Annotated in this window: 16 protein-coding genes and 1 tRNA gene; 9 read left to right on the top strand and 8 right to left on the bottom strand. The window is 37.7% G+C overall.

From position 1 onward, the window contains the following. Window positions 1-618: 618 nt before the first annotated feature. On the bottom strand, window positions 619-1,185 hold the full coding sequence (gene efp, locus INT04_RS07905; protein WP_193015606.1) for an elongation factor P: 567 nt from the start codon (window positions 1,183-1,185) through the stop codon (window positions 619-621). A gap of 44 nt (window positions 1,186-1,229) precedes the next feature. Here efp and epmB point away from each other — a divergent pair, with 44 nt between their 5' ends. Continuing rightward, on the top strand, window positions 1,230-2,258 hold the full coding sequence (gene epmB / locus INT04_RS07900; RefSeq protein WP_193015605.1) for an EF-P beta-lysylation protein EpmB: 1,029 nt from the start codon (window positions 1,230-1,232) through the stop codon (window positions 2,256-2,258). A gap of 107 nt (window positions 2,259-2,365) precedes the next feature. On the opposite strand, the gene INT04_RS07895 is transcribed toward epmB, so the two are convergent. The 5 genes from INT04_RS07895 to INT04_RS07875 form a co-directional block, all read right to left on the bottom strand. Then, on the bottom strand, window positions 2,366-2,710 hold the full coding sequence (locus tag INT04_RS07895; RefSeq protein ID WP_193015604.1) for a DUF4156 domain-containing protein: 345 nt from the start codon (window positions 2,708-2,710) through the stop codon (window positions 2,366-2,368). A 325-nt stretch (window positions 2,711-3,035) separates the two neighbouring features. After that, the gene (locus INT04_RS07890; RefSeq protein WP_193015603.1) at window positions 3,036-4,667 is read right to left on the bottom strand and encodes a Na+/H+ antiporter; all 1,632 of its coding nucleotides are present in this window, start codon (window positions 4,665-4,667) and stop codon (window positions 3,036-3,038) included. Between the two features lie 189 nt (window positions 4,668-4,856). Continuing rightward, window positions 4,857-6,503 carry a chaperonin GroEL gene (gene groL, locus INT04_RS07885; protein WP_193015602.1) on the bottom strand — a complete coding sequence of 549 codons (1,647 nt, stop codon included), beginning with the start codon at window positions 6,501-6,503 and terminating at the stop codon, window positions 4,857-4,859. Between the two features lie 52 nt (window positions 6,504-6,555). Further along, window positions 6,556-6,849: a co-chaperone GroES gene (locus INT04_RS07880; protein WP_193015601.1), complete on the bottom strand. Its 294-nt coding sequence runs from the start codon at window positions 6,847-6,849 to the stop codon at window positions 6,556-6,558. Between the two features lie 169 nt (window positions 6,850-7,018). Next, window positions 7,019-7,525 (bottom strand): FxsA family protein, encoded by a 507-nt coding sequence (locus INT04_RS07875; protein WP_193015600.1) that lies wholly within the window; start codon window positions 7,523-7,525, stop codon window positions 7,019-7,021. Window positions 7,526-7,899: 374 nt separating this feature from the next. Between INT04_RS07875 and aspA the strand changes: the two genes are divergently transcribed. The 8 genes from aspA to INT04_RS07835 all read left to right on the top strand — a co-directional run bounded on the left by aspA (window position 7,900) and on the right by INT04_RS07835 (window position 21,182). Then, window positions 7,900-9,324, top strand: a complete 1,425-nt coding sequence (aspA, locus tag INT04_RS07870; RefSeq protein WP_193015599.1) for an aspartate ammonia-lyase — start codon at window positions 7,900-7,902, stop codon at window positions 9,322-9,324. Between the two features lie 158 nt (window positions 9,325-9,482). Continuing rightward, window positions 9,483-10,808, top strand: coding sequence for an anaerobic C4-dicarboxylate transporter (locus tag INT04_RS07865; protein ID WP_193015598.1), 1,326 nt, complete (start codon window positions 9,483-9,485; stop codon window positions 10,806-10,808). A 182-nt stretch (window positions 10,809-10,990) separates the two neighbouring features. Continuing rightward, entirely contained in the window at window positions 10,991-11,563 is a 573-nt protein-coding gene (gene dicD / locus INT04_RS07860; protein ID WP_193015597.1) for a division control transcriptional repressor DicD, read from the top strand. Window positions 11,564-11,859: 296 nt separating this feature from the next. Continuing rightward, window positions 11,860-11,935, top strand: a tRNA-Phe gene (locus tag INT04_RS07855). A gap of 356 nt (window positions 11,936-12,291) precedes the next feature. Next, on the top strand, window positions 12,292-12,939 hold the full coding sequence (locus INT04_RS07850; RefSeq protein ID WP_193015596.1) for a CPBP family intramembrane glutamic endopeptidase: 648 nt from the start codon (window positions 12,292-12,294) through the stop codon (window positions 12,937-12,939). A 297-nt stretch (window positions 12,940-13,236) separates the two neighbouring features. Then, the gene (locus INT04_RS07845) at window positions 13,237-13,872 is read left to right on the top strand and encodes an OB-fold-containig protein (RefSeq protein WP_193015595.1); all 636 of its coding nucleotides are present in this window, start codon (window positions 13,237-13,239) and stop codon (window positions 13,870-13,872) included. 86 nt (window positions 13,873-13,958) lie between these two features. Beyond that, the gene (locus INT04_RS07840; protein ID WP_193015594.1) at window positions 13,959-16,154 is read left to right on the top strand and encodes a hypothetical protein; all 2,196 of its coding nucleotides are present in this window, start codon (window positions 13,959-13,961) and stop codon (window positions 16,152-16,154) included. A gap of 90 nt (window positions 16,155-16,244) precedes the next feature. Next, on the top strand, window positions 16,245-21,182 hold the full coding sequence (locus INT04_RS07835; protein ID WP_193015593.1) for a DNA repair ATPase: 4,938 nt from the start codon (window positions 16,245-16,247) through the stop codon (window positions 21,180-21,182). A gap of 62 nt (window positions 21,183-21,244) precedes the next feature. Here INT04_RS07835 and INT04_RS07830 read toward each other — a convergent pair whose 3' ends face one another. Together INT04_RS07830 and INT04_RS07825 are read right to left on the bottom strand one after the other, a co-directional pair. Next, a complete protein-coding gene (locus INT04_RS07830; protein WP_193015592.1) occupies window positions 21,245-21,601 on the bottom strand; it encodes a type II toxin-antitoxin system RnlB family antitoxin in 357 nt (118 codons plus the stop codon). Continuing rightward, window positions 21,598-22,677 carry a type II toxin-antitoxin system RnlA family toxin gene (locus INT04_RS07825; RefSeq protein ID WP_193015591.1) on the bottom strand — a complete coding sequence of 360 codons (1,080 nt, stop codon included), beginning with the start codon at window positions 22,675-22,677 and terminating at the stop codon, window positions 21,598-21,600. The genes INT04_RS07830 and INT04_RS07825 overlap by 4 nt, the downstream gene beginning before the upstream one ends. Window positions 22,678-23,184 lie beyond the last annotated feature (507 nt).

The raw sequence follows: 23,184 nt of genomic DNA, 5'->3' as shown, positions 1-23,184 counted from the left end.
AAAGTTTATTGTAGGTTAAATAAATAAGATTTAAATTCATATTTAAATGAAATAATTTTCACAAACGATAATATTTAGATAGAAAGGAGAGTTAATCTATAAAAAATAGACAATTTCAAGGTGTGATTTTATATTAAAAAAATAAAAGAGATATATCAAAGTAAATGTCTATATTGAAAGGGTTTCCCTAGTACAACTAAAATATAAAATAAAGATCAATAATATTACAGGATTAATGTTTTTATCTATACTCTTCAATATCTCTTAAAAGAAAGTCAAAAATAACTTAAATAAATATTGCTGTGGATTGTCTTTACCAAAACAATCTACACATACATTTTAAGAAAATGGTTATTTTTTGCCAATTCCAATATTGAATAGAACATTCAGTTTTGGCATTCAAAATATAAATGAAAGGATAAATAAATTAGGAACAAAATAATAACATTAAAAATTAAATAATGCAGTAATACAAATTAATCAATTTCTTAGAAAGAAAATAGTGTAAATGATTCAATATTTATAAATTAAAATAAAAAAATACCGCAGATAATGTTAACTATCTGCGGTAATTAATTATTGTACTTAACGTTACACTCAGTAAAATAACCTATACGATTATTTTACGCGTGATACGTATTCGCCTGAACGAGTATCTACTTTAATGATTTCGCCGATTTGTACAAACAGTGGCACTTTAACAACCGCACCAGTGCTTAATGTTGCTGGTTTACCACCTGTACCTGCGGTGTCACCTTTCAGGCCAGGATCAGTATCAACGATTTCTAATTCAACAAAGTTCGGTGGAATAACAGCGATAGGACGATTATCCCACAGTGTTACGATACACTCAGCTTGGTCGATCAGCCATTTAGCGTTTTCGCCAACGGCTTTTTCATCTGCAGCTAATTGCTCGAACGTTTCGTTGTTCATGAAATGCCAGAACTCACCATCGTTGTACAGGTAAGTTAAGTTGATATCCATGACATCTGCACCATCTGCAGAATCAGTAGATTTAAATGTTTTTTCCAGTAATTTGTTAGAAATCAGTTTACGCAGACGCACACGAGCAAATGCCTGACCTTTACCTGGTTTAACAAATTCACATTCAGTAATGACGGCTGGCTCGCCATCTAACATGATTTTAAGACCTGAACGAAAATCGTTGGTATTATAAGAAGCCATGAATATCCTCTAACTTTTTTAATTTAAAATGGCATAGCCAAAAAATGGCACACATTGTAACTCATAATCACCCCACCAGAGAAGTCTGGTTAACACAACTCGCGCAGGCAATCAGTGATCCTGTTGAATTACTCCAACTTTTAGCATTGGAACATCACGCTGAACTTCAAAAAGGGGCTCAAGCACGACGACTTTTTCCTTTACGGGTTCCCCGCGAATTCGTTGCACGGATGAAAAAAGGCGATCCTAACGATCCATTACTTTTACAAGTATTAACTGCAAATGCTGAATTTACCATAACACCTGGATTTTCTACGGATCCGTTAGATGAGCAACAAAATGCGGTGCCAGGTTTATTACATAAATATCAGAATCGTGCATTGCTTCTGGTCAAAGGTGGTTGCGCTGTCAATTGTCGATACTGTTTTCGTCGTCATTTTCCTTATGAGGATAACAAAGGAAACAAAGCCAATTGGCAAAAGGCAATAGAGTATATCAAAAATAACCCAAAACTCGATGAAATCATCTTCTCAGGCGGTGATCCTCTTATGGCAAAAGATGACGAGCTTGATTGGTTAATAACACAACTAGAAGCTATTCCACATCTTAAGCGTTTACGTATTCACTCTCGCCTACCGGTGGTTATTCCTGCGCGTATCACTGACACGCTATGTGAACGTCTGCAACAATCACGTTTGCAAAATATTATGGTATTACATACCAATCATGCCAATGAAATTGATGACGCTTTACGAGAAGCCTGTTCAAAGTTAAAAAAGGCAAATGTAACGTTGTTAAATCAAGGTGTGCTATTACGTGGTGTGAATGACAATGCTGAAGTCCTTGCTGATCTAAGTCGTTCACTGTTTGAGGCTGGCGTTATGCCTTATTATCTGCACGTATTGGATAAAGTGCAGGGTGCCGCCCATTTTATGGTGCCAGACAGTGAAGCAAGAGAAATTATAAAAGCACTGATGAGCTTAGTATCTGGCTATATGGTGCCTAAACTTACGCGTGAAATTGGCGGTGAACCAAGTAAAACCTTGTTAGATCTTGGGCTACGTCAACAATAATTGATATGACAGAAACAAAAAAGCTGTAGCTCAATTCAGTATGAAGTGACTACAGCTTTTTTATTATCTATTAGCCGATTTACAAAGAGTGAATTATTTAAACGCCTTTATTGGCATTTATAAACTTGACCACTCATTTTGCTATCTAATGGTGCGAAACTATCAACAAAGCTTCCTGCGCCAGTACCTACGTTAAAAATGACGTTACCACCCATTGCAGCGGCTTTATTACGTAAGTCGTTAGCAGCGCCACGCAGTGATTGGCTTTCAGTGCGGGAACCTGATAACCAGTTACTTTGAACGCCTGTTACTGTTCCTAATAATTGGCATTCACTGCCCGGTTGCGTATCAGTGATTTGTACCTGTGAGCCCGCAGTACTTAATGTATTTGTTGCAGAACAGCCTGCTAATAACAATGCCGCAGCAGCTCCCAATAACAATTTAATTCGCATGATCCCCTCATTTATTTGAGTGTCCGTTTAGTCACGACAACAATATACCTTGTCATCCCTCTTATGCGCAAAAATACATCATCATTACTATCTCACATTAGCCAATAGCCTTAAGATATTATTTTTGCTTTAAACTTATTTTAACGTACAAATTCAGCTTTGAGATAGACAAAGCAACAATATCTCTATTCTACACCGCTTTTGTGCTTTTAAAATGCTCTGACCGATTTTCAGCCTACACAGTGCGAGAATGAACACACTATTTGTTCATTTTTTTACAATCTTCAGACAGTAAATCACTATCTGAAGATAATATTGGCTTAAATTAACTCAAATGATGATTCAACGCTTCTTCTTTTAAATCTAACTCATGACGTAAGCGATGATAAATATGCTCACTGATATGACGAGATTTGCGCAGTTGTTGCAAGGCATCGCGTTCAACCTTTAGTGCACTACGAGATAATTTACGCTCCATGCTAAACAAGCGTTTAAGATCAAGTGCGCCTTCTTGCACACTGTCTTCACTGTCAAGACGGCGGCTGTATATTTCTAATAAATGGGAACCCGCTTCTATACGCAATGACATTTCATCTAAGTCTTCGCAAGGTTGGTTCATTAATTCATTAATATGTGCAATCGCCGCTTCGTTTAACGCTAAACGAGTACGAATTTCATCATCTTCATAGGGTAAATCTTCTGATAGCCCTTTGGTTAAAATCGGCAATGCGATTGTTGCGATTAATAATGAGCAAAGAATAACGCCCATGGCAATAACGATGGCAAGATCACGAGTTGGGAACGGTGAGCCATCAGTCATTAATAAAGGGAGTGTTAAGATACCCGCTAATGTAATTGCGCCTCTTACACCGGCCGTTGCCATAATCGCCATTAAGCGCAAATCATGACGTGATAAGCGTTTATTAGGCGAGCGGAATACCGTTAGTGACATAGACACCCATACCCACGCAAAACGCAGTACAGCAAGTCCTATTGTGATCACAATAATATAACCTAAAACAGCCCAAGAGTTAGTCGCCCCTGCCGATTGCGTCACTTCAGGCAAGATTTTCCACATTGCTGGAAGTTGCTCCCCCAACAAAATAAAGATCATACCGTTAAGGGCGACTTGTACCGTATCCCAAACCGCTTTACTCTGCATACGTGTAGCAGCTTGCATACGACCCACAATTTTTTCGTAGTGCATGGCAATACCGGCAACAACTGCAGCTAAGATCCCCGATACATGGAAATGCTCTGCCAATAAATAAGCGAAGAATGGCATTAATAAGCTAATTAAAATTTGAATTGCCGGATCTTCACCAGTGCGTTTTACCAAAAACTGATTTAATCGACCAATAATACCCGCCACAATTAAACCAATTGCCGCTCCGCCTAAAGCCACTACTAAAAATTGCCCTGTTGCTGAAACAATCGAAAAAGTTCCCGTTAAAGCAGCTACAACTGCAAAACTAAAACAGACTAGGCCAGTTGCATCATTGAGTAACGATTCCCCTTCTAGAATATGTGTCATACGTGAAGGAAGTGGTGAATTAACCGTCATGGCAGACACAGAGACGGGATCGGTCGGTGATAAAATAGCAGCTAATGCAAACGCGATCGCCAGTGAGATCGAGGGAATAAGCCAGTGAATAAAAAAGCCCATACCAATCACAGTAACAACGACTAAACCAATCGCCAGTGACATAATGGGTTTAATTTCTTGAAATAACGCCTCTTTAGGAATACGCCAGCCATCTAGAAATAAGAGTGGTGGAATAAAGAGGAACAAAAATAGATGAGGATTAAATTCAACCTCAAAACCAAAGATCGACAAACATGCACCTACAGCAATTTGGATCAATGGTAACGGAATTTTCTCTGACAGTAATCGTGAGATAAAAACACTCACAATGACAGCAAAGAGGAAAATAAGTACAATTGCGACGACAGACATGGTGAATACCCCAATTTATCTACTATTTTTTATATCGATGCAGTAAAAGCGATTTATCGTCTAATTGTAAAGAAATAAGTTGTTTCTAATTATATAAAAAATAAATTATCTGATAATTCTGAGGTAAAACAGCATAAAAAAACCCGAGCCTAAGCTCGGGTTCTTCGTGTAAAACAGTTAGCTGATGAATTACATCATGCCGCCCATTCCACCCATGCCGCCCATACCACCAGCGCCACCTAAATCCATTTTGTCATCTTTAGGTGAATCTGTGATCATCGCTTCTGTTGTGATCATCAGACCCGCGATAGATGCAGCAAATTGCAGTGCAGAACGCGTTACTTTAGTTGGATCTAAGATACCCATATCAATCATATCGCCGTAAGCATCAGTTGCAGCGTTATAACCGTAGTTACCTTCACCTGCTTTCACGTTATTTACAACAACAGATGGTTCTTCACCTGCGTTAGCAACGATTTGACGCATTGGCGATTCCATAGCACGTAATGCAACACGGATACCTACAGTTTGTTCTTCGTTGTCGCCAGTCATCTCACGCAGAGAGTTAGCAACACGAACCAGCGCTGTACCACCACCGGCAACAACACCTTCTTCAACTGCTGCGCGAGTTGCATGCAGAGCATCATCAACACGAGCACGTTTTTCTTTCATTTCAACTTCAGTTGCTGCACCGACTTTAATTACTGCAACACCGCCTGCTAATTTAGCAACGCGTTCTTGTAATTTTTCACGGTCATAATCTGAAGTTGCATCTTCGATTTGTTGACGGATTTGAGTTACACGACCACTGATTGCGTCTTGATCACCTAAACCATCAATAATAGTGGTTGTATCTTTGTTGATAACAACACGTTTTGCTTGACCTAAGTCTTCTAACGTCGTTTTTTCTAACTCCATGCCGATTTCTTCAGAAATAACAGCACCGTTAGTTAACGTTGCGATATCTTGCAGCATTGCTTTACGGCGATCACCAAAACCTGGTGCTTTAACTGCAGCAACTTTCACGATACCACGCATGTTGTTTACAACTAATGTTGCTAGTGCTTCACCTTCAACATCTTCTGCAATGATAAGCAGAGGTTTATTCGCTTTAGCAACACCTTCTAAAACAGGCAGTAATTCACGGATGTTAGACACTTTTTTGTCAACTAACAGAATGAATGGGTTTTCTAATTCTGCTGTACCCGTTTCATGTTTGTTGATGAAGTAAGGAGACAGATAACCACGGTCAAACTGCATACCTTCAACAACATCTAGCTCATCTTCTAAGCCAGTACCTTCTTCAACAGTGATAACACCTTCTTTACCTACTTTATCCATCGCTTGCGCGATCAGAGTACCGACGGTTTCATCAGCGTTAGCAGAAATTGTACCAACCTGAGCAATCGCTTTAGTATCTGAACATGGAACAGACAGTTTTTTCAGTTCTTCGACTGCAGCAATAACTGCTTTATCGATACCACGTTTCAGATCCATTGGGTTCATGCCAGCGGCAACGGCTTTTAAACCTTCGGCAATGATTGATTGTGCTAATACTGTTGCAGTTGTAGTACCGTCACCAGCCGCATCATTGGCTTTAGAAGCAACTTCTTTCACCATCTGCGCACCCATGTTCTCGAATTTATCTTCAAGTTCAATTTCACGTGCGACAGATACACCATCTTTAGTAATAGCAGGTGAGCCGAAAGATTTATCTAAAACAACATTACGACCTTTAGGGCCTAAAGTTACTTTAACTGCATCTGCAAGAACATTAACACCACGTAACATTTTATTACGAGCATCTACACCGAATTTGACGTCTTTAGCTGCCATCGTATATTTCCTTTGAATTCGTTCAGTTTAAGAAGATCTTAAAAGAGAAAAATTATTCTTCTACAATTGCTAAAATGTCACTTTCAGACATGATAAGCACGTCTTCGTTATCAATTTTTTCTGTTTTAACGCCATAACCGTCGTTAAAAATTACGATATCGCCAACTTTAACATCCAATGGTTTAACATCACCATTTTCCATAATACGGCCTTGACCTACGGCTAAAATCTCGCCACGCGTAGATTTACCCGCCGCAGAGCCTGTAAGTACGATACCGCCAGCTGATTTAGCTTCGACTTCTTTACGTTTAACAATAACACGGTCATGTAATGGACGAATCTTCATTAATAGTGCTCCTATAAAAAAGTCCATATCAGGATTAAGGTTGATACCAGTGCCTAAGATGAACCAGTACCATGACGATACAGGTGGGGGCATCCGGTAAAACTTCAAGGGGAGAAGTGTATTTTTTTTTCAAATTTTCCCCTTTTTAGTTGATTATGCTTTGGGCTAATTATTTTTTGTCAGAAAAATGGTCATTATCCTGACCTTCACCCTTATTATTCAGCTGGTTACTTGGTGAATCCTCTTTACGTTGGTACTCACCTTCAAACGTTGCCCCGTTTTGGCTTGAAGAGAACCCACTTTGACTATGACTGGCTGAATAAACACGAATACGAGAAATCAATTTAGTCACTAACAATGCTTGCAGTGGTGGCAGTAATAACAGCAAGCCTAAAAAGTCGGTAAAAAAGCCTGGGATCAACAACAAAATACCGGCCAGTATTAATGAAACGCTTTTCACCATTTCCGCAGCAGGTACTTCCCCAACAGCTAATTTTTGTTGCATTGAAGCAATATTTTTTACGCCCTGATTTTTGACCAATGAGACACCAACGCAAGACGTCAGTACCACAAGGAAGAGTGTTGTCAGTACGCCAATAGAAGATGCCACATTGACGAAAATAACAGCTTCTATATAGATAAGAAGACAGATAACAATTAATGGGAGCCAACGCACGTGGTTCTCCTTTTTATAAAAAAAGATTCATATTATTAATAGAAAGGAGTGTGAACTACATCTAAGGTGATGGTTTACGAACTCGCTTTTTCTTAGTTTATCTACATAATAATGGGGAGCCTAACACTCCTTTTCAAGGGGGAGTGAAAAGAGAAGTAGAACTGTAATATCCATGAGATAGATCACAAAAAGAAAATATTTAGACGTTATTTACTTATAAAGTGATCCAGCTTAAAGGTATTTGTTCACAACCCGAATATGATCGTGTCAGTACCAAGCAAAACGGTAAGTTATATTACATTATTAACCGTTAACGATATATTTTATTAACAAGCGCATAACTAGACAGTTAAAATTTTAATAAGAAGGTTCTCATGTCAAATAAAACTCGTATCGAAGAAGACCTGTTAGGTAAAAGAGAAGTTCCTGCTGATGCTTATTACGGCGTCCATACTTTACGTGCAATTGAAAACTTCTACATCAGTGATCGTACCATCAATGATGTTCCAGAATTCATCCGCGGTATGGTCATGGTGAAAAAAGCTGCTGCATTAGCAAACAAAGAGCTTCACACTATTCCTCGTGAAATCGCTGATACGATTATCAAAGCCTGTGACGTAGTATTAGAAACAGGTAAACACATGGATCAATTCCCAGTTGATGTATTCCAAGGCGGTGCAGGTACTTCATTAAATATGAATACCAATGAAGTTATCGCAAACATCGGTCTGGAATTAATGGGTCACCAAAAAGGTGAGTACCAATACCTGAACCCAAATGACCACGTCAATAAGAGCCAATCAACAAACGACGCTTATCCTTGTGGTTTCCGTGTGGCAGTTTATAACTCAGTTATCAAATTAACTGAATCTATCGAACTGCTGAAAGCAGGTTTTGATAGAAAAGCAGTTGAGTTCAAAGATATCCTGAAAATGGGTCGTACTCAATTACAAGATGCTGTACCAATGACCTTAGGTCAAGAATTCCACGCTTTCTCTATCCTGATGAAAGAAGAAATCAAAAACCTGAAACGCACTGCTGAGTTACTGTTAGAAATGAACTTAGGTGCAACAGCTATCGGTACTGGTCTGAATACTGCGCCGGGTTACCAAGAACTGTCTGTTAAAAAATTAGCAGAAGTAACAGGCTTAGCTTGTGTTCCAGCAGAAGACTTAATTGAAGCAACTTCTGACTGTGGTGCTTATGTGATGGTTCACAGCGCATTAAAACGCTTAGCTGTGAAAATGTCTAAAATCTGTAATGACTTACGTTTACTGTCTTCTGGCCCTCGTGCAGCACTGAAAGAAATCAATCTTCCAGAGCTACAAGCAGGTTCTTCAATCATGCCAGCTAAAGTAAACCCAGTTATTCCAGAAGTTGTTAACCAAGCTTGCTTTAAAGTTATCGGTAACGATATCTGCGTGACGATGGCAGCTGAAGCGGGTCAATTACAATTAAACGTAATGGAACCTGCAATTGGTCAAGCAATGTTCGAATCAATCTCTCTGTTAAGCAACGCTTGCCGTAACTTAGTAGAAAAATGTGTTGATGGTATCACTGCGAACAAAGAAATCTGTGAACACTTCGTATTCAATTCAATCGGTATCGTTACTTATCTGAACCCATTCATTGGTCACCATAATGGTGATATCGTTGGTAAGATTTGTGCAGAAACAGGTAAGAGTGTACGTGAAGTTGTTCTAGAACGTGGTTTATTAACCGAAGAACAACTGGATGATATCTTCTCTGTTGAGAATTTAAAAAACCCGGCTTACAAAGCAAAACGCTTCGATGATTAATAATTGTGTTTTATAACATGACACTGTTAAACATAAGAATGAGCGCTTAAAAACACAAGGCACGGACTCTTTCAGGGACGTGCCTTTTTACTTGATTGTAAAAACAAAAATTTAACTTATTTTTCTCATTTTTTTAATTATCTCAAGGAGTAAACGCTATGTTAGCCGTAGAATTGATTATCGTTCTGCTGGCCATTTTCCTCGGTGCGAGACTTGGGGGAATTGGTATCGGGTTTGCCGGTGGTTTAGGGGTTTTAGTTTTAGCTGCTATCGGTGTTAAACCGGGATCAATCCCTTTTGATGTTATCTCCATCATTATGGCTGTTATTGCCGCAATCTCTGCAATGCAGGTTGCTGGTGGTTTGGATTACCTTGTTGGCCAAACTGAAAAACTGTTAAGACGTAATCCAAAATACATCACAATTCTTGCGCCTATTGTGACTTATTTCTTAACTCTATTTGCAGGTACAGGGAACATCTCTTTAGCAACACTGCCAGTTATCGCTGAAGTTGCCAAAGAACAGGGCATCAAACCTTGTCGTCCTTTATCAACTGGTGTTGTTGCAGCTCAAATCGGTATTACTGCATCACCTATCTCTGCTGCGGTTGTTTACATGGCATCTGTCATGGAAAACCCAGCAATGGTTGGTGAAGGTAACACAGTAAGCTATATCACTCTGCTGTCTATCTTATTACCAGCAACTTTCCTTGCTATCATTCTGATGTCATTCATCGTGTCTTGGGTATTTAACTCAAAACTGTCAGATGATGCCGTTTATCGTGAGCGTTTAGAACAAGGTCTGGTTGAATTACGTGGTAGCCAAGAACGTAGCAAAACATTACCAGGTGCGAAATCATCCGTAATGCTGTTCTTACTGGGTGTTGTCTGTGTTGTTACTTATGCAATCATCAACAGCCCAAGCTTAGGCATCGTGAAAGAACCGTTAATGAACACCACTAACGCTATTCTTATCATCATGCTGAGTGTTGCAACACTTATCACTGTTTTCTGTAAAGTTAAAACTGACACTATCCTTAACTCAAGTACTTTTAAAGCAGGTATGAGTGCATGTATCTGTATTCTGGGTGTGGCATGGTTAGGTGATACTTTCGTATCAAGCAACATCGATTGGATCAAACTGACTGCAGGTGATTTAATCACTGGTCATCCTTGGTTATTAGCCGTTATCTTCTTCTTCTGTTCTGCACTGTTATATTCTCAAGCAGCAACAGCAAAAGCGTTAATGCCAATGGCTTTAGCTTTAGGTGTAACACCATTAACGGCTATTGCTTCTTTCTCTGCGGTTTCTGGTCTGTTCATTCTGCCAACTTACCCAACACTAGTTGCAGCCGTTCAAATGGATGACACTGGTACAACACGTATTGGTAAATTAGTCTTCAACCACCCATTCTTTATCCCAGGTACTATTGGTGTGGTATTAGCTGTCGGATTTGGTTTCCTCTTCGGCAGTATGATTTTGTAGTTTGAAGTAAAAAATTAAAACATTGCAAAAAAGCGCCTAGCGCTTATAAGAAATAAAAATAAGAAAATACCCCGTCATCAGATGGGGTATTTTCATTTTGGCTTGTTGTCTCCTGCTTTCATTTTTAGCTAAAGTCTGCTAATTATGGTGTTTTCGCGACAACGTGATTTAAGGAGATTTCCGTGCAACGTGAAGCATTATTAGACCACGTACTTATCCAGCTAGAGCAATGCGGCTTAGCCGCAACTTTACCGGAGCTTCTTCAACATTCAGGTATCAATGAACCTGACCTTCATCCCTTCTGGCCTGATAGAGACGCATTGATTTTTGATTGTCTTCGCCACCACGGACAGCAAATTGATATTTGGCAACGCCAAGTCATGCTAGATGAAGAACTGACTATCGAACAAAAACTACTGGCTCGTTATGATCAACTGACGATGCGTTTAGAGAAAAACCGTTTTCCCGGTTGTCTATTCGTAGCAGCTTGTAGCGCATATCCTGATGAGCACTCTCAAATCCACCAATTAAGCCAACGCCAAAAACAAAGTTCATTTGATTACTCTAAAACGCTACTACGCGAGTTGAATATTGAAGACAGTGAGTTAGTCGCCAAACAGATGGAACTCATCTTAGAAGGCTGTTTAAGTCGTTTAATGGTGAATCACCACGCTGATGATATTACTACAGCAAAATTATTGGCAGAGGATATTCTTAAGATTGCTCAATGCCGTAAAAATGGTGCGTTAAGTTAGTTTTGGGTGTTGGAAAACGAGAAAAATGATCTGTTTTTTTGCTTATACCCAATTTCTATCTGTTGAGTAACAAAAAACAAATTTAATCATCAAAAAAAGAGAAAGTTTTCTCTTTGATATGCAGAAAAGTGAATATCTTTACTGACTGTTATGTAAGCATTTTTTACTAAAAAATTGCTCATGATGAAAATTTAAACTCGAATAGAATAAAAAGAAAGCAAACGAACTTATTTTTGCATTTTTTATTAAAAAGACGTTGACGCATCACGCTGAATACGGTTTAATGCGCCTCGTTAGCCCGAATAGCTCAGTCGGTAGAGCAGGGGATTGAAAATCCCCGTGTCCTTGGTTCGATTCCGAGTTCGGGCACCATCTTTAGAAAAACCAGCCTTAGGGCTGGTTTTTTGCTTTCTAGCAGATCAAAAATATTTCACTCAATATCCTAGCTGTTTTTTTAGGGAAAGTGGACATTGGTGAATAACGTTATCATTTTTTGAAAAAAATAGAATATATAATATATTTTATAATTATTAATTTTCATCTTAATCATTAAAATAAATTTATCTTATTGTTTTTAATTCTTCTTTTGCCTCTCATTATCTATTACTTACTTTTTTAAGTATTAAAGTAGAGTAATATCATTTTCATTAGATATAATTAATATCTAAACTCTGTTTCTTATAATATCGCTCTAAACAGCATGATTTATCCCCCAAGGATTAACAAAAATGGAATTTCCCAAAGACCGAGTCTACCACTCCTTTATCTGCATACTTGCCTTTATAGGTTATTTTTTCTCCTCTTTTAGTCTATTACTGACTCCCTCTCCTGTCGCACTATTTCAATCGCCTTATATCATCTCATTGGTCAGCTTTTTTATTTACCTTCCCTACTGCTTGATTATTTGGTTTGCCTATCAAAAACATATTAAATTAATGCCGTTAGGTCGCCTTCAATGGAATACACTAAAAGCCCCCTTTTTAGCTTTATTGGGATTATATTTTATTAGTCTATTTTTAGGCTCTGAAGATGATTCATGGGTTACAGAAATCGAATCTATCACAGGTTTTGCCTTCTTCTTATTTGCACTCTCAGTTATCTTTATTGCTCCAATGACTGAAGAAGTCATTTTTAGAGGTTTTCTATTAAATGCAGGTATGTGGTATGGCAATGTAGGTAAATGGATTGCTATTATTCTCTCCTCACTCCTATTTGCAGCGATGCACACTCAATATGAGTCAATCACGACGTTTATCCTTATATTTATTGTGGGTGTTGTGTTTTGCCAAATCAGAATAGGAACTCGCTCATTAATCGCGCCGATAGTGCTACACGGAATACACAACACAATTAGTGTCGTTTTTTTAATGTTATAGCGTTTTTATTTAATAAATTTCTATTTTTTATAACAAAACACTTATTCACTTAATAAGAAATGATATGTAATAGATGAAAATGTTTTTATTATTAATTTAGAGAATGATCTGATTTTATACGCAATAATACTGAATATTATTTATCATTATCTAAATCAGTTATATTAAACCCTATAAAAAAACAAAATAAATATAGAATGTGATTATAACTACATGCTTTTTCAACGTATTGAAGTATGATAAGAGATATTAATATGATAATAATATTACCATCTCCTTAAATTAAGAGAATTCTCTATGAATCTGTTTTTCCAAAATAGCCTAGCTTTTCCCAGCATTATTTTTAGCGCACTCCTTATTATTATCTTTTTTTATTGGCTATGTGCAGCTTTTGGATTATTAGATATCGATTTATTTAATATTGACAGTGAATTAGATATCAATGTAGACGCAACAGGCCTTGCTGGATGGCTAACCAAATTAGGACTAGCAGGTATTCCTATCACGATTATTTTAACGTTCTTCACCCTTATTGGTTGGTTTATCAGTTACTTTACTCACTATTGGATTATCAGCGCTATTGAAACGAATTTAATTCGTTATTTAATTGGTTTTGTTGCCTTTATTATTATTTCTTTTATTTCTCTTAATCTTACTGCGGTATGTTTAAAACCGATTCGTAAAAAATTAATGTCTCACAACCAACCTAAATCAGTGCATCAATTGGTAGGTAAATTAGCCGCCGTTCGTTCAGCGAATGTAACCGAAAATAATGGTGAGGCAATTTTAGAAGATGGAGGCGCGGGGTTAATTTTACAAATCAGAGCGCCTGCAACAGAAAATATTAAACGAGGAGATAGCGTTATTATTATCAGTTATGATGCATCAACTCACAGTTATCAAGTCGTAACGGAAGATGAATTTCATCGCTAGTATCCACATTGGATGAAATGCAATTTAGTTAACAGACAAACACGATTAAAAATGACGGTATCGTCTGAACCTATGGAGAAAAAAGTATGGATTTGGCTTTCGTTATGCCTTTCTTAACTATCGTTGGCTTTGCAATTCTAATTATTTTAGGGTTGTTTGGATTATTTAAAGCTTTTTATATTAAGGTGCCACAAGGTACAGCCTTAATTGTCAACGACATGTCATCACAACCTAAAGTCCATTTTACGGGGGCATTAGTTTATCCTGTTATCTACAAAAAAGAGTTTATGCGTATTTCTCTTTTAACGTTAGAGGTTGATCGCCGCGGTAAAGATGGTCTGATTTGTCACGACAATTTACGGGCGGATATTACCGTTGCGTTTTATCTACGTGTTAATGAAACCACGGAAGATGTATTAAAAGTAGCGAAAGCCATTGGTGTTGATAGAGCCTCTGATCATCAAGCTGTTAGTACCCTTTTTAGTGCTAAATTTTCTGAAGCATTAAAAACGGTAGGTAAACAGTTTGAATTATCAAAACTCTTTGAAGATCGCCAAAATTTCCGTGATCGCATTGTGGATGTCATTGGCAAAGATCTTAATGGTTATGCATTAGAAGACGTCGCTATCGACTATTTAGAACAGACACCCAAATCAGCCCTTGATCCAAACAATATTTTTGACTCTGAAGGTATCCGCAAAATTACGGAAATTACCGCAATCCATAATATTGAAACCAACCAAAAAGAGCGCGACCAAGAACTTGCTATCCAGAAGAAAAACGTTGAAACACGAGAGGCAAGTCTGGCTTTAGAACGTCAACAAGCGGACGCTGAAGCACGTCAAAAACGTGAAATTGATAATATTCGCTCACGTGAAACATCAGAAACCTTACGAGTTCAAGAAGAAGAGCGTCTTAAAGCGGAACAAGCACGTATTCAAACCCAACAAGAAATTGAAATTCGCGAAGAAAATCGTATGCGAGAAGTGGAAGTTGCACAACAAAATCGCACCCGAGCAGTTACGATTGAACAAGAGCGTGTTAATCGTGCTCGTGAATTAGAAATTGTTGCTCGCGAACGTGAAGTTGAATTACAACGGATCGAGAAAGAAAAAGCGTTAGAAGAAGAGCGTAAAAATATCTCAAATGTGATCCGCGAGCGCGTGGCTGTAGAAAAAACCGTAGCACAAGAAGAAGAGCGCATTAAAGAAGTCCGTGAAATATCCGAAGCGGATCGTATGAAACAAGTCACTATCATTAATGCACAAGCTGAAGCTGAAGAATCATTAGTGCGCCAAGTGAAAAAAGCAGAAGCAGATGAAGCCAGTGCAAAGCATAAAGCAGAAGAAATCAGCACGATGGCAAAAGCAGAACTTGAAGCCTCCGTTAAGCAAGCTGAAGCCAAGAAACGCTTAGCAGAAGGTATCGAGGCTGAACACGCCGCATTAGGTCTTGCTGAAGCCCGAGTACGTCAAGCCACCGCCGAGGCTGAAGAGAAAGAAGGCCTTGTGTTTGCCAATGTTACTGCTGAAAAACTATTAGCTGAAGCTCGAGGCTTAAAAGAAAAAGGCTTAACTGAAGCCCAAGTCATGGAAGCAAAAGCGCAAGCACAACAACAACAAGGTCTTGCAGAAGCCAAAATTTTAGAAGAAAAACTCGCAGCGCAAGCACGTGGTGAAGAACAACAAGCCAATGCAAAAGAGAAACTAGGATTAGCGGATGCGAAAATTCTTGAAGAAAAACTGGCGGCACAAGCACGAGGTGAAGGCCAATTAGGTGCAGCACAAGCCGAAGTTATTCGCCAACGCCTGAAAGCAGAAGCAGATGGTTTAACCGATAAATTTAAATCAATGGATCACCTTAGCGATACGGCGCGTTCACATGAAGAGTTCCGTATGCAACTTGAAAAACAATTTGAGCAGGCTATGGCTTCTATTGAAGCCAATAAAGAAATTGCACGCGAACAAGCCGATGTATTGGCAGCTGCGTTAAGCAAAACCAATATTGAAATTGTGGGCGGTGATGGCAGCTTCTTTAATACTTTCTCTAAAGCATTAAGTTTAGGTAAAGCAGTCGATGGCTTTATGGATAAAAGTAGCTTTGCCAAAGAGAACGTTGAAAAGCTGATTAACCGTACTCAGCAAGATAAAAAACTCGATGTCGCTTCTTTATTAAAAAATCCAGAAATCCAAGATTTAATTAATGGATTTATGGCAACAAAGGGGGCGGGTCAGTTGATTAAAGAAGTGACAACAAAATCAGATGCCTCTAGAGAAGAATAATCCACGTTAAAGAGGTGAAAAGACATAGAGCAAACCTCTGTGTCTTTTCGATTATGTTTTATCGTTTAAGCCAAGGAAATCCGTTATACCATGTCTGAAATTCTGGATACGAATCGCGAGCAGGAAATACTCGATAGCGCCGTTGCACAAGGTGGCGCGTATGAAATCTTACGCAAACGCCTTACTGAGCAAGGCCAACAACTTCATCAAAAAGCCACTGATCTTAATCAGCATCGCTTAGATGAATTTGGTCAAAGCCAAATGGATATTATTGGTCGTATTCGCATTCGTACCGAGAATAACTGTCAAGCCAGAGACATTGTTCGTGTTGGCGAATGGCTACTGTTTGGCTATAACGTTTTCCTTGGATTAAAACGTGAAATTCATCTTGAGGATGTCTTTTCACTTTATCGTTTAACTGAGCATGAGGGGGAGTTTGATGTTGAAGCCGTCCCGTATGAAGAGACTTTTTTAAACGATAATCGCTTTATTCAAGATTTTACTGAGCTTTATACTTACTACAAGAACACACAACTTCTACAACTTGTTGAGCGCGATGGAAAGCTACTTGCCAGTTTTCAAATTGGTGCACGCATTACTGATGTCCGTGTTTTTCGTTGGGCGATCTCTAGCGATAAACAACGCATTGATTATATTGATAATCGAGGTGAACGTGATATTGCCCTTCCTCCTGCTTACGATTTTGAATGGACAAAAACTCAACGAGAGAATACCGTCAATGGTCGTTTTCCCCATATCAATATTCTTGATACTGTTTTCGTTGAAACAACGGGAGGCGATTTAACGGTTAAATGTGAAAATAATACCGAAGATGGCTTAGGTATTTATCGTGAAGTGGTATTAGATAAAAACCAATCGCTTGATGATGCTCAAATTGAATATGCACAAGCAGGCAGTTTAATTCTATTAAAAATCTTACCGTATCGAGAAGAGAACTGGCGTTATTTGGTCTACAACATTTTAACGCAAACCGTACAACGTATTGATGCTATTGGGCAAGCCTGCGTTCAATTACCTGAAGATCACGGTATCATTTTTCCAGGTGGTTACTACCTACAAAATGGTGAATATAAAACCTTTGATCAACCGATGGAAGGAATGTATTTCCGTCGCCTACGTCGCTCACCCAATGGCGAAGACGTGCTATACGTCTTTTATTCCCCCTCACAAGGCCGCCTCGCACTTTTTAATTACAATATGATAGAGCGTAAACTGGCAGTGCCTTTAGTGGGACATGGTTATGCACTGTTAGAAGACGGTAAAATGGTGCTGTTTGAAGGTGAAGGAGAAGAGGCTACGCGCGTTCATCCAATGCAAGTTTGGCAAACTCCCTTCTATTCTGAAGAATTCGCAGACAAACAACCAACTCGTAACGGTTTTTATGGTCGTATTGGTAATGCTGATTTAGTACGTGGTATTTCTGAAATTTTGCATGTAGCAAAAGAAATTGAAGGTAACCAAATTTCAATTGCTCGTTATGAACAACTGAGTTTACAACCCAAAAATTTATTAGACCTCTATTATTGGTTTAATGATGAGCATTGCTTAGGTATTGGTAAGCTACTGAAAGAGATTGCTCAAACCAGTGAATTAGTGCTTGATGAATACGAAAAAGTAGAAAGTATTCGCCAGCAATCTGCAAAATCAATGCTTGAAGCGGTTAATCGTCAAAAATCACTCCTCGCCTTAACACTGCCTGATAGCTGGACTGATATACAACAATTTGTTGATAGTTTAAATTCACTCAATGCCCATCGTGGACATCTGATTTCCTTGCGTGAATTTCGTTATATGGATTTAACCCAGCTTAGTGCGATGGAAACGGAAATTACAGAAAATCAGCAACGTGTTTCACAAGCAACTGCGCTCTTTCTTGCTAGTGATAAAGCATTACAACCCTTTAAATCTCAGTTAATTACCTTTGCTGACGTTATCGAGAAAGCCCAAAATAGCGCACAATTAGATCTTCCCATGAATGACATGGAAAAAATGTCTGCTGATTTGGACATGCTCTCTAACTTAATGGCATCGTTGACGTTCCAAGACGTTACCCAACAAACGCACATTATCGATGCAATCTCACAAATCTATGCGCAACTCAACCAATCTCACGCCCGACTACAACAAAAACGAAAATCACAAAGTAGTGTCGAAAGCGTGGCTCAATTTGGTGCTCAATTTCGCTTATTTAGCCAAGGGATCACCAATGCATTATCTCTGGCAACAACGCCTGAGCGCTGTGATGATCAGCTCTCACGTTTACTGCTTCAATTAGAAGAACTCGAAAGTCAATTTAGTCATCACGATGAATTTCTTGATGACATTCTTGCAAAGCGCGAAGAGTTAGTTGAAACCTTTGAATCACATAAACAAGCGCTTCTTGATGATCGCCAACGTCGTTCACACAGTTTATTAACAGCCGCGGAACGCTTGCTAGAAAATCTTCAGCGCCGCACATCTCGTCTACAGTCACAAGATGAACTAAATGCCTTTTTTGCCTCTGATCCTCTATCGCTAAAAACACGCGAAATCATTGAAAAATTAAGAGAAATCAATGATAACGTCAAAGCTGATGATATCGATGCCCGCCTAAAATCTTCTCGTGATCAGGCTGTTCGTATTCTGCGAGATAAAACAGATATTTTTGAAGATGACGGCAATATCATTAAATTAGGGCCTCGCCATCGTTTTAGTGTCAATACACAAGAGCTTGATCTCACTATCTTACCTAAAGAAGACAAGCTCTGGTTATACCTGACAGGAACAGATTACCAAGAGCCGATTGAAAATGCAGAGCTTGCTCAATTACAACCTTATTGGAATGCCTCACTTGAGTCTGAATCGGACACCGTTTATCGTGCAGAGTACCTCGCTTATTCCATTATTTATGCGGCGGCAAAACGCCAAGATGGTCTTGATTACGAAACGCTAAAAGAAGCACTCACTCTTCCTGAAAAGCTTGAAAAACTCGTGCGTGATTTTGCAACGCCGCGTTATAAAGAAGGCTATGAAAAAGGGATCCACGATCACGACGCGATCGCCATTCTGAAAAAGCTGATCCCTACAGGTGAAAGTGCTGATCTTCTGCGTTATAACCCAACCGCTCGTGCAGTTGCTGCGTTATTTTGGGAAACCAAACAAAATGAGCCATATCCTGCCCTATGGCCTGAACGTGCGCGAACTGCACTGAATATTCAGCAATTGTTCCATACCGACGATGCGTTAACCGATTTGCAAGCTGAAATAGAAGCGGATATTCGCTTATTCCTTCATGATAATCCGATTGAGTGCGAACACTATATTCCGATACAAGCTTCTGAATATTTAAGCTTTGCTTTAGCCAGAACGCCAATCGAGCTGGTTTATAGCAAATATGCTAAAGAATTAGTCATTGCACTGCAAAGTCGATTAGAAGACGCCCATATGTGGATAGATTTTAATCGTTCACAACAGAATTTAGGAACACGATACGCACAGCGTTGGGCGCTTATTCACAATTGGTTGCAAGGGTTATGCTCTTTACCTGACTATGCTGATCTTGCCCCTTATATTCCAGGTGCCATTGCCATTATTATTTTAGATAAAGTGGCGTCAGCACGTTATAGTGAAGCCGATTTATACTTTACGGTAACGGGGTTATTAGGCGCCCACCCAACCATTAAAAACCAAGCTTTATCGCTCAGTTTAGATGACTATTTCAGTCGCATGCGCGGACAAAGAAAGAACTTTATTCCTGCATTCCGTCAGTATCTTACATTACGCCAAAAAATAGTCAGTGATGAACGTGAACGTTTAAAACTGCATGAATTTAAAGCTAAACCATTAAGCTCATTTGTCCGCAACAAGCTAATTAATGATGTTTATTTGCCTCTTATTGGCGACAATATGGCAAAACAAATTGGTGCATTAGGTGAAGGTAAGCGAACCGACTTGATGGGTTTATTACTGATGATCTCACCTCCTGGTTACGGTAAAACCACCTTAATGGAGTATGCCGCAGCACGTCTGGGGCTGATTTTTATGAAAATCAATGGCCCAGCATTAGGGCATAACGTGTTATCACTTGATCCAGAGCAAGCACCCAATGCAACCGCAAGACAAGAGCTTGAAAAACTGAACCTAGCACTGGAAATGGGGAATAACGTTATGCTGTATGTAGATGATATTCAGCATACTCACCCTGAATTTTTACAAAAGTTTATTTCGCTTTGTGATGGAACTCGTCGTATTGAAGGTGTCTGGAAAGGTAAAACCAAAACCTATGATATGCGGGGCAAAAAATTCTGTGTGGTGATGGCAGGTAACCCTTATACTGAATCAGGGGAAGTATTCCGAATTCCTGATATGTTGGCGAACCGAGCTGACATTTATAACTTAGGTGAAGTGTTAGGAGGCATGGATGATGCCTTTGCACTGAGTTATATCGAAAATAGCTTAACCTCAAATTCCGTCTTAGCACCACTTGCACTGCGTGACCTTAACGATCTCTATATTTTAGTGGATAAGGCAATGGGTAAATCTATCTCTACCAATACATTAAGTTACCCTTATTCTGATGCTGAAATTAATGAAATTGTGATGGTGCTTAAGCACTTAATTACGCTACGCAATGTCATTTTAAAAGTAAATCAGCAATATATCGCCAGTGCGGCACAATCAGATAAATATCGCACAGAGCCCGCATTCCGTTTGCAAGGCAGTTACCGCAATATGAATAAGTTAAGTGAGAAAGTGTCTGCGGTAATGAATGATGAAGAAATTGAACGCTTACTCGACGATCATTACCTTGGCGAAGCTCAATTACTGACAACCGGTGCTGAAGAAAATTTATTAAAACTCGCTGAACTACGTGAAAAATTAACTGAAAAAGACGCTATTCGTTGGGCACAAATCAAGAAAGACTTTATGCGTAATAAAGCATTAGGTGGTGATAACGCTGATATTGGCGACCGCGTAGTATCACAGTTAGCCAATTTGGTGGAAAGCGTGCAAGGAATTGGAAAATAGCATTTAATTAAAAAGTAACTTTATTCACCATAGAGAACTTATAACGTAAGTATGTAAGTTCTCTATTCTTTAACTTGGTAAGATACTTGAAGGAAAGAATCTACAGTTTCTTTCGCCAAAACAGAATTGTATAAATAGTCTGCTTTTTTAGCATAAAATTTATTTTGTATATTTTCTAAAAAATAGGATTTAAATACTTTTTTTGATTGTTGTTCAAAACCATTTTTTGCATCAAATATAATAGAAATAAAACGATTTTTACTTACACCATTCACACATAATAGGTCAAAAATAACCTCTCCAGAATAATGAAGTAAAAATAACTCTTGAGCGACCTTCGTCAGTTCATAAAGTGGATTTTCATAACTAGTACTGCACACCACAACTTGGTTATCAATTTGCTTAATTTCAAAATTCATAATTTATCACAACTCTTATATAATTCATTAATAAGCCCAATAATTTCATAACTTAATCTCATTACTTCACCAAGAGTATCTATTGTTCTAGATTCAAAACCTGTTTCTCCCATATGAAATAAGCTATGCCTATTTTTACGATAAAAATGGTAACAAGCTTCCAAACAAGTGACTATTTTAGTAGTAAATTTTTCGTGATAACAATCATGAAGTTCAGTTATAGAATGACTACAATCGAAATATGAACCAATATCTAATTGTTCACTGCTAGTATAAAGCTCATGACGCATCATCACTTCTCGAATAATACCTTCTAATACTCTTAAATCAGCATAAACTAGCATTGAATATTCAGGTAGTTCAGGCGTCGCCAGTTTCACAAAATAAGAAGAAACTAGCAAATTTCTATATGTCTCATCTAAGCGGTTATACACATCGGGTAATATCATTTCAATGTGTTGATTAGCAACCTCTTCATGTACCAAGATCCTATTTTCATTATCGTTTTTTTCAACAACACTTAATAAAGATGCTTGATCTAATAAAATAGAAATATAATAACTAATTGTCCGATAAGTAAATAGAGCTCTACCTTGAATGGTAATTTTATTTGTTGTAAAAAAATAATTTAATGTCAGTGTTTCTCTATATAGAGGACATTTTATTTCATACTTAATTGTGTAATTATTTAATCTATGAAGTATTATTTCAAATGCTTTCTTACCTTTTATTTTTTCATTCTTCAAATCATTAATAATCATATTAATATTTTCTTGAGATATTCCCTTTAGTGTCAAATTTACAGTATTAGACTCACTATTATCACACTTAGAGATTAAGAAATCATAAAAAAACCTTCCAAGTTGATGATTTTTACCTGTTTTATATTGTATCGTAGTTAGCCCGTTCATTTTATAGTGTAGGATAACAGTAGCAATCTCTTGCCCTACTTTAAAAAAAGTAAAAACCTCTTTTGAGTTAGTTTGTTGTTCCTTAATAAGGGTAATATCAGTATATTTCTTTAGAAATTCATTTTTATAATTATCTAAATATTCTTTTCTTAATGCTACTGACATAGATATATTATACCTTTTAATTAGTTATTGTATTAAATAGAACCAATATCAGACTGTTAATATATCTATCATATTTTCTATATTAGATTTAAAATATACAAATAATCTTATTTTTAAAACATTAAACAGTAAAATTTGCTTTCAAACCTTATTGTTTTTAATAAATTAATTATTTAATAAATTAAATTAAAATAATATTATTAATGCATGTTATTTCCATATTATAATTAAAAATGTTATTAACTATAAAAAACCATCTTATTAACAACCAATTATATTCAGTACATAAAATCCATATTAACTCACACTCTGAAAAGAATGAAATAAATGAGATATTAATAAGAATCACTCTTAATCTATTTATGAGATCTCTCTCTAAAGATAGGAAATTAACTTAGGATTAATAGCATAGAAATGATAGCATCAAAAATGCTATAAATTAACTCTATAATTTACATGACTTTAGTTTAAATAAATTAAAAATTTTTAAATATATAGTCTTCAATT

This window comes from Proteus sp. FME41 (genome assembly GCF_014897315.1).
GTDB lineage: Bacteria > Pseudomonadota > Gammaproteobacteria > Enterobacterales > Enterobacteriaceae > Proteus.
Note: the sequence above shows the minus strand (reverse complement) of the source record. Positions and strands in the feature narration are given on the sequence as shown.